We start from the raw sequence: 8,234 nt of genomic DNA on the forward strand, positions 1-8,234 counted from the left end.
GGACAAGGATCTGGACCGCAAGGAGCTCGAGAAGCTGTTTTTGACCCTGGCCTGAGACCCCGAATCCCGAGATGATCGGGGTCCGGCACGACGACCCGAAGGAGAAGACGATGACCTACACGCATCACCTCACCCTCGACCAGCCGTACGCGCAGGCCGTCGAGAGCGTGCGCGCAGCGCTGTCCGAGCAGGGATTCGGGATCATCACCGAGATCGACATGCGCGCCACGTTCGAGAAGAAGCTCGACGCAGATGCGGCCGAGGAGATCGGCGACTACATCATCCTCGGCGCTTGCAACCCCAGCCTTGCTCGCCAAGCCCTCGCCGCAGAGCCGCAGCTGGGCGCACTGCTGCCCTGCAATGTGATCGTCCGGGCCGGTGGCGACGGCAGCCTCGTCGAGGCGATGGATCCGAGGGTCATGGTCCAGCTCAGCGACAGCGACCAGGTCCGGGTTGTCGCTGAGGACGCGGACACGCGTCTGGGCGCAGCGCTGGCGACGTTGAGCCGCTCCGCCTGACGTCCCGACCCCTCCCCGGCCAGCCGTGCTGAGCACCGGATCAGTCGCGGACAAAGCTCACCCGCCGAGAATCTGGAGGGCCTGCACCACGCCCCCTTGGCCTCTGCCGGAAGGGGAAGGTCTCCTCCGGTGGTCCGACCGTGCGGGCATCGATCATGCACAGCGCCATTCATGCCGGCGGCCCGTGGTCAGCCGACCATGGGCAGGCCGGCGCCGGCGGCGTCGTCGAAGTTGCCGTCGATGTGCACCACGTCGCGACCTTCGCGCTCGAGGAGGCTCGCGCCCACGCCGGCACGATAGCCCGATCCGCAGTGGACCCACAATCGGCCAGGCGGCACCTCGTCCAGCCGAACCAGAAGCTCGTGCAACGGGATGTTGACCGCGCCATCGATGTGCGATGTCTGGAACTCCTCGATCCGACGCACGTCCAGGATCGCTTCGCCCTCCGGGCGGTCGGCGAGGAGCGAGGGCCAGTCGACCCGCGGATAGGACGAGATCTGCGCGGACGGTGCCAGGCCTCGGGGATCCTCGCCGAGGACGGCGTCGGGGGAGTCGATACCGATCCGGGAGAGGTCCCGGATCGCCTTCTCGACGCCGTCACGGCTGCCCACGAGGGTCAACTGGCTGCCGTAGGGGAAGACCCAGCCCAGGAAGGTGGTGAAGCTCCCGCCGTCCCCGTACTCGAAGCTGACCGTGCCATGCAGGTGATCAGCGGCGTAGGCGACCCGATGACGCAGATCCACCACCCACTCCCCGGCGTCCAGGCGCGCCGTCAGCTCCTGCGCGGTGAGTGGGTCGGGGATCTCGAGATCCGGTTCCGAAGGCCCCGCCGCATTGGTGGGCTGCATATGGACGTAGTAGTTCGGGTAAGCCGTGAGATTGGCGAGCAGCTCGCGCACGAAGTGCAGTTGGTCGGAATCGGTGTAGACGTGGTTGGTGGAGAACTGCTCGCCGAGAGTCGACTCGTCAGCGCCGGTGGCCGGACCGGAGGAGCAGAAGGACCCGAATCCGTGCGTCGGGTACAGGGCGGCCCGTTCGCTCGCCTCATCACCGAGCCGGCGCGCGGAGTTCCACTGATCCCGAGTCAGATGCTCGGCGTGCTCCTCGCCGAGCAGGTCGGTGCGGCCGACGGATCCGTAGAGCACGCTGCCCCCGGAGAACACGGCCTCGTCGTCTCCGTGGGTGACCACGTAGGACAGGTGGTGGTGGGTGTGCCCCGGCGTGGCCACCGCCTTCACCGTGAGCCGGCCGACGCGGATGGTGTGGCCGTCACTGATCGGTGTGCGCTCGAAGGAGACCTCATCGGCGGCGTTGACGAGGTAGGGCGTGCCGTGCTTCTGGGCCAGGGCCAGGCCGCCGGTGAGGTAGTCGTTGTGGATATGGGTCTCTGCGACGAGTGCGATCCCGACCTCCGCGCGACCTGCCGCTTCCTCGATGCGGTCGATGTCGCGCTGCGCATCGATGACCAGTCCTTCCTGCCCGTCGTGGACGAGGTAGCTGCGATCCCCGAGCTGCGGGGTCTCGATGACGATGACATCCATGAACTTCGCTCCCGACGCCGTGAGGTGAACTGTACGAACACGGTGCCTCAGGAAAGCCACGGTGTCGAGCGGTCGATGCGTCGAGATCAGCCACCCGCCGTAACCCGGCCCTTCGCGGTTCGTGGTGGATGACCCTGCTGAGGCGGGTAACCCTGCGGCATGGGGTGTGACGAGCGGATTGACGGTTGCAGCTGCGGTGACGGCCGGGGACATCAGCACGAGCGCTGCGCAGACGTAGCGATCGAACTCGCTTGGGGTCCGCGCGTGCTTCGCGGGCCATGGAAGCGCGACGGTTCGATCCTCGGACCGCGGTGCTCGCCGCGCTCAGTGCAGTGCCACTCTCAGAAGACCGCTGTAGAAGAAGAGCGACGATGCCCAGTTGGGGTATACCCCACGGCGCAGATCTGTCCCAGAACTGCTGTTTTGGACCCTGTGGGACGGGGAGACCTACGGGTACGTAGCCGTCACGCAGGGTGGTACTCAAAGTGGCAGATGTGTCTAGTTGAGGTGACACCAACTCGTGCGGCAGTCCCCCCTATCTGGCGGGCAGTTGTGGTCGGCGGGCAGTGAGAGCGAAGACGGCTATGAGGAGCGGGACACTGGCCGCTATGACGAGGGGCGTCGTGTAGGAGCCGGTGCGGGCCTCGAGAGCGGCGAACAGGACGGGGCCTAGTGCGGTGGAGCCGACGGCTACTGCGGCAACGACGCCGCGGATCGCTCCTAGGTGGCGGGTTCCGAAGGTGTCGGGCACGTTGACGATCTCGACGGTGCGGGCGAAGGCGCCGGCGGCTCCGAGTGCTAGCCCGTAGACGAACGCGCTCCAGCCGGGGTCGACGGAGGTGGCCCAGAGGAACGCGAAGGTATGCATGAGCATGCCCGCCACGATCAGTAGGCGCGGACTGACCCGGTCGGCCAAGCGGCCCGCTACGAGTGTGGCCGCGATGCCGGCCAGGGATTGCGGGAGGAAGGTCGCAGCCGCGGCTGTGCTGCTGAGGCCGTGGCGCTGCAGAAGGTCGATCTGGTGGAACGTGACGGCGGTGGTGAACATCCCGGAGACGGCCACACTGCTGGTCAGCACCCAGAACCACGGCTGGCGGAGAGCCTGGTTGCGGGTCATGCCGACTTCGCCGGGCAGCGGGGAGGATCCGTCTGCGGGCGCGGGTTCCGGGGCGCGGTCGCGGACGACGAAAACGGCGAGGGGCACGACGACGAGGGCGACGGCCAGTCCCGCGATGATCCACACCGTTCGCCATCCGAGCTGCACCAGCAGCAGCTCAAAACCGACGGGCGCCAGCGAGATCCCGGCAGAGCCCGCAGCAGACACGAAGCCCAGCGCGGTGCCGCGATGGCGGACGAACCATCGCGACGCGTACGTCACGGCCACCAGGCCCAGTGCTCCCTGTCCCAGGGAGCGGATCAGCATGTATCCCACCGCCACGGTCCACACGTCCTGGGCGATGGCCATCCACGCCAGAGCCGCCGCGAAAGCGATCCCGATGACCAGCATCGAGCGCCTCGAACCCAAGCGGTCTACCCAGCGGCCGACGAAGGGCAGCATGAGGCCACCGAACAGGGTGCCGACCATGTAGGCGGTCGAGATCTGCGCCCGGGGGATCCCCAGATCGGCGACCATCGGGTTGATGAAGACGGATACCCCCGCGGTCTGGCCCGGCGCGGTCGCGCCCATGACCAGGGCGGCGACCACGGCCGTGGGCCATCCCGGCAGGATGCGCGAGAGCGGCCCCGGGGAGGGTTGTGCTCGCGGAGGAGGCAGGTCCCTGCGAGAGGGGGGCATCTCAGTGCCCGTCGCCGAGTTTCCCGGACAGCTTCTCAAGGCGCTCCAGGCTGGCGCCGTCGAGACCGATGATGCGGGCCTCCTTACCGCGTGCGGCGTACTTGGTCTGCACGGCGTCGAGGGCGGCGACGGTGGAGGCGTCCCAGACGTCGGCGGCGGTGAGGTCGATGATGACGGTCTCGGGGTCGCCCGCGTAATCGAACTGGTAGACCAGGTCATTGCTGGAGGCCCAGAACAGCTCGCCCTTCACGGCGTAACGGCGAATGTCGATGGCGCCGTCGCCGTCGACGTCGGTCTCCCACACCTTCTCGATGTTGACGAGGTGGGCGACGCGGCGGGCGAACAGGATCATCGCGGTGATCACGCCGAGGACCACGCCGATGGCGAGGTTGTGGGTGGCGACGGTGGCGATGACGGTGACCAGCATGACGGCGGTCTCGGACCACGGCATCAGGCGCAGGGTCGAGGGGCGGATGCTGTGCCAATCCAGGGTCGCGACGGAGACCATGATCATCACCGCGACCAGCGCGGCCATCGGAATCAGACCCACGATGTCGTTCAGGGCGATGACCAGGATGAGCAGGAAGATGCCAGCGAGGAAGGTGGAGATCCGGGTGCGGGCCCCGGACTGCTTCACGTTGATCATGGTCTGGCCGATCATGGCGCAGCCACCCATACCGCCGAAGAACCCGGAGGCGATGTTCGCGATGCCCTGTCCCCAGGATTCGCGGGTCTTGTTCGAGTGGGTGTCGGTGATGTCGTCGACGAGCTTGGCGGTCATCAGCGATTCCATGATCCCCACGATCGCCATCGCGAAGGCGTACGGGGCGATGATCTGCAGCGTCTCGAGGTTCAGGGGCACGTCGGGGATGAACAGCGACGGCAGCGATTCGGGCAGCTCGCCCTGGTCGGAGACGTTGGGCAGCTTCCATCCGCTGACGACGACGAGGATGGTCAGCACAACGATCGCGATCAGCGGCGCAGGGACCGCAGTGGTCAGACGCGGGACGAGGACCATGATCGCCAGCCCCGCCACGACCAGGGGGTAGACGATCCAGGGGATGTCGTCCCCGAAGAGGTGCGGCAGCTGGGCGGTGAAGATGAGGATGGCCAGGGCGTTGACGAAGCCGGTCATCACACTGCGGGGGATGAACCGCATCAGCTTCGCGACGCCGAGCAGAGCCAGGACGATCTGCAGGAGCCCGGCGAGGATCACGGTGGCGATGAAGTAGTCCAGCCCGTACTCGCGGGCCACGGGCGCGATCACCAGGGCGATCGCGCCGGTGGCGGCGGAGATCATCGCGGGCCGACCGCCGACGAACGCGATCGTGACCGCCATGACGAACGAGGAGAACAGCCCGACCTGCGGAGGAACGCCCGCGAGGATGGAGAAGGAGATCGCCTCGGGGATCAGGGCGAGCGCGACAACGAGACCGGCGAGGACCTCGGTCTTCAGCATGCGCGGGTTGCGGAGCGCTGACATGACGGTCGCGGGGAATTGCTGGGAGTGCTGCACCTGATCGGCAGATTCAGTGCGGAGAGAAGTCAAAGGAGGGTCCTAGGGGAGGGGTAGGCGGGTGCCGGCGGCACGGAACGTTTCCGTGGGGAACCCAATGGCCAACACTTACGTTACGTGAGAGTTGGCGTCCTGGATACGAGCCGTGCATCACACGGGGTACGTCAGTCGGCAGCCCCACCGGTACGGTCCCGCGTCGCCTGGGCGGAGAGATCGCCGAGGCGGGCGAGGAACTCATCGGCCATCGCCACCTTCTTCTCCAGCCCCCGGCGACGCTCGATCGCAGTCTCTTCGAACTCCCGCAGCCTCCGATGAGCACTCTCGGGCGCGTCAGGGCGGGCGACTGCCTCGGTGACGTCGAGCAGCTCTCGCATCTGCTCGAGCGTGAAGTCGAGGGGCTTCATCCGCCGGATCAGCAGGATCCGATCGACATCCTGCTCCGAGTAGAGCCGGAACCCACCCTCGCTCCGCTCCGACGGCGTCACCAATCCGATCTCGTCGTAATGACGCAGCGTCCGCAGGCTCAGATCGGTGCGCTCAGCGACCACACCGATGTGTAGCAACTCCTGGCGGCCGTCCTTTTCGCTCATGGCGCCAGTCTGCCCCACCCCTGCCGCCCTCCGGCTCAGCCCACTTCCCCGCAGTACGGTGTAACAGTCGGGTATACCCCAGAGCGACAGTAGATCTGTGTCACAGCCGACCGTTTATGGCGCACCCCTAGGGCCGTGGGTCAGGGTGCCTCGAGAGCAAAGAACAGGAAACACACGAAGGCGGTTCGCTCACTCGCGTTGGGCGGCAGCAGGTCGGTGGGCGTGTCGGGCGACCACGGCGGCTCACTCACAGCGGCGATCCGAAAGCCCTCCTCGGTGAAAGCGTCCGTCATAGCGTGGAGTGGGCGATGCCAGTACGTGAGGGTGGCACTCTGCCCCGCGAACTCGAACTCCTCGGAGTACTGGGTGAGCGCGAAGTAGTCCCGCTCTTGGTAGTTGAACAGGTAAACCACGGGGTGGGGCACGGAAAGCACCAGCCGACCGCCAGGGCGCAGTACGCGCCGAAGTTCGGCCAGCGGGCCGGCCCAGTCCTTGAGGTAGTGCATCGTCAGCGAACAGACCACGATGTCGAACGCGTCATCGGCATAGGGCAGCTGCTCACCGAGGTCTGCCACCCGCAGGTCAGCATCATGGCCCAGCCGCTCGCGGGCCAAATCGACCATGACGGGACTGAGGTCGAATCCGCTCACAATGGCGCCACGGTCCCTCAATGCTGAGGCCAAGGGGCCAGACCCACAGCCAGCGTCGAGGACACGAAGCGCGTCCACCTCCCCCGCCAAGTTGAGCATCGCTGGTCGCTCATACCAAGCGTTCAGCAGATTGTCCTCGTTAGCACTGGAGTAGGCCTGCGCGAATCCTTCATAGTCAGTCAAATCTCTCGCCCTCCACTGTGAGATATCGGTCCCGCCTTACCGCGACAGTACCCATTGGGGACTGATGCGCGATCAGGTGTCAGCTGTGGTTAGGCCGCCAGGCTGACGGTCGGGTTCATGATGGTCTCGTACTCGATGGGGGTCAATCGGCCCAGGCGAGCCTGTCGGCGACGACGGTGGTAGGTCCGCTCGATCCAGGTGATGATCGCGATCCGCAGCTCTTCTCGGGTCCGCCAACGCCTGCGGTTCAGGACGTTCTTCTGGAGCAGGGCGAAGAAGGACTCCATCGCGGCGTTGTCCCCGGCAGCGCCGACTTTCCCCATCGATCCGATGAGGTGATGACGGTTCAGGGCGTGCACGAATTTCCGTGACCGGAACTGGCTCCCGCGGTCCGAGTGCACGATGCATCCAGCAGCGCCTGGACGACGAGATATCGCGTTGTCCAGGGCGTTCACCGCGAGGCGCGCCTTCATCCGGTCGCTGATGGAGTAACCGACGATCCGACCGGAGAAGGCGTCCTTGATGGCGCAGAGGTAGAGCTTGCCCTCATCGGTCCAGTGCTCGGTGATGTCCGTCAGCCACAGTTCGTTGACGTCATCAGCGGAGAAGTCCCGCTGGACCAGGTCGTCGTGAACGGGCGGTCCGGGTCGTTTCCCGTTCTTCCCCCGCTTCTTGCCGAAGGTTGACCACCACTGGTTATCTCGGCAGATCCGCCACGCGGTCCGCTCACACATGCGCTGGCCAGCCGCTTCCGCTTCGCCGGCGAGGAACCGGTAACCGAACTCGGGATCGTCACGGTGGGCGTCGAACAGGGCGTTCGCCCGGTGGGCCTCGATAAGCTCGGACGCGGTGACCTGCTGTTTCCGCCAGCGGTAGTAGGGCTGGCGGGAGAGCTTCAGGACCCGCAGGGACACCGCGACAGGGATCCCGTCAGCGGCGAGCTCGCTCACGAGCGGGTAGAGCCTTTTCCCGGCAGGTTCGCCTGCGAGAGATAGGCAGCCGCGCGACGCAGGACCTCGTTCTCCTGCTCCAGCAGCCGATTCCGACGACGCAGATCCCGCAGCTCAGAGGACTCCTCCCAGGTCGTGCCGGGACGGGCACCGTCGACATCTGCTTGGCGCATCCAGTTCGTCAGGCACGACTCCGAGATCCCGAAGTCCGTCGCGATCTGGGAGAGCTTCTGGCCAGGTTCACGGTTCCTCGCGACACGGACGACGTCGTCACGGAACTCCTGGGGGTAAGGAGCGGGCATGATGCACATCCTTCCCTGCGACGCTGCTCAGCGCCACAGATCATGTGACACCTACCCGCGCATCAGTCTGAAGCGCCCTGGGTTCCGTTCCGAGTCTCACGAAGGAGAATCGGAGTATGCCCAAGAAGTTCAGCCCAGAGCTCCGTGACCGTGCCGTGCGCATGGTCCACGACCGTCAGGCCCGCGAGG

The 8,234-nt window shown here is 66.3% G+C and carries 7 protein-coding genes; 1 reads left to right on the top strand and 6 read right to left on the bottom strand.

Annotated features, from left to right (window positions below; all coding sequences use genetic code 11):
• The first annotated feature begins 110 nt into the window (after window positions 1-110).
• Entirely contained in the window at window positions 111-518 is a 408-nt protein-coding gene (locus MHY49_RS18375; RefSeq protein ID WP_239206582.1) for a DUF302 domain-containing protein, read from the top strand.
• 188 nt (window positions 519-706) lie between these two features.
• Here the strand turns inward: MHY49_RS18375 and MHY49_RS18380 are convergent, their stop codons facing one another.
• From MHY49_RS18380 to MHY49_RS18405, 6 genes are all read right to left on the bottom strand, one after another.
• On the bottom strand, window positions 707-2,059 hold the full coding sequence (locus MHY49_RS18380; protein WP_239206584.1) for a rhodanese-like domain-containing protein: 1,353 nt from the start codon (window positions 2,057-2,059) through the stop codon (window positions 707-709).
• A gap of 535 nt (window positions 2,060-2,594) precedes the next feature.
• The gene (locus MHY49_RS18385; protein WP_239206586.1) at window positions 2,595-3,764 is read right to left on the bottom strand and encodes an MFS transporter; all 1,170 of its coding nucleotides are present in this window, start codon (window positions 3,762-3,764) and stop codon (window positions 2,595-2,597) included.
• Between the two features lie 91 nt (window positions 3,765-3,855).
• On the bottom strand, window positions 3,856-5,337 hold the full coding sequence (locus tag MHY49_RS18390) for a SulP family inorganic anion transporter (protein WP_239206588.1): 1,482 nt from the start codon (window positions 5,335-5,337) through the stop codon (window positions 3,856-3,858).
• 197 nt (window positions 5,338-5,534) lie between these two features.
• A complete protein-coding gene (locus MHY49_RS18395; RefSeq protein ID WP_239206590.1) occupies window positions 5,535-5,960 on the bottom strand; it encodes a MerR family transcriptional regulator in 426 nt (141 codons plus the stop codon).
• A 140-nt stretch (window positions 5,961-6,100) separates the two neighbouring features.
• Window positions 6,101-6,709 (bottom strand): class I SAM-dependent methyltransferase, encoded by a 609-nt coding sequence (locus tag MHY49_RS18400; protein ID WP_370646218.1) that lies wholly within the window; start codon window positions 6,707-6,709, stop codon window positions 6,101-6,103.
• 173 nt (window positions 6,710-6,882) lie between these two features.
• Window positions 6,883-8,045 (bottom strand): IS3 family transposase gene (locus MHY49_RS18405; protein WP_239206595.1). Its coding sequence is split into 2 segments (ribosomal slippage): window positions 6,883-7,761 and window positions 7,764-8,045, totalling 1,161 coding nucleotides; the frame shifts between segments, so codons are not numbered across the junction.
• Window positions 8,046-8,234 lie beyond the last annotated feature (189 nt).

This window comes from Brachybacterium sp. ACRRE, assembly GCF_022346485.1.
Taxonomy (GTDB): domain Bacteria; phylum Actinomycetota; class Actinomycetes; order Actinomycetales; family Dermabacteraceae; genus Brachybacterium; species Brachybacterium halotolerans.

Bases quoted from the DNA above. Each gene is read 5' to 3' on its own strand.
- MHY49_RS18375 (WP_239206582.1), top strand. From the start codon at position 111: ATGACCTACACGCATCACCTCACCCTCGACCAGCCGTACGCGCAGGCC.
- MHY49_RS18380 (WP_239206584.1), bottom strand. From the start codon at position 2,059: ATGGATGTCATCGTCATCGAGACCCCGCAGCTCGGGGATCGCAGCTAC.
- MHY49_RS18390 (WP_239206588.1), bottom strand. From the start codon at position 5,337: ATGTCAGCGCTCCGCAACCCGCGCATGCTGAAGACCGAGGTCCTCGCC.
- MHY49_RS18395 (WP_239206590.1), bottom strand. From the start codon at position 5,960: ATGAGCGAAAAGGACGGCCGCCAGGAGTTGCTACACATCGGTGTGGTC.
- MHY49_RS18400 (WP_370646218.1), bottom strand. From the start codon at position 6,709: ATGCTCAACTTGGCGGGGGAGGTGGACGCGCTTCGTGTCCTCGACGCT.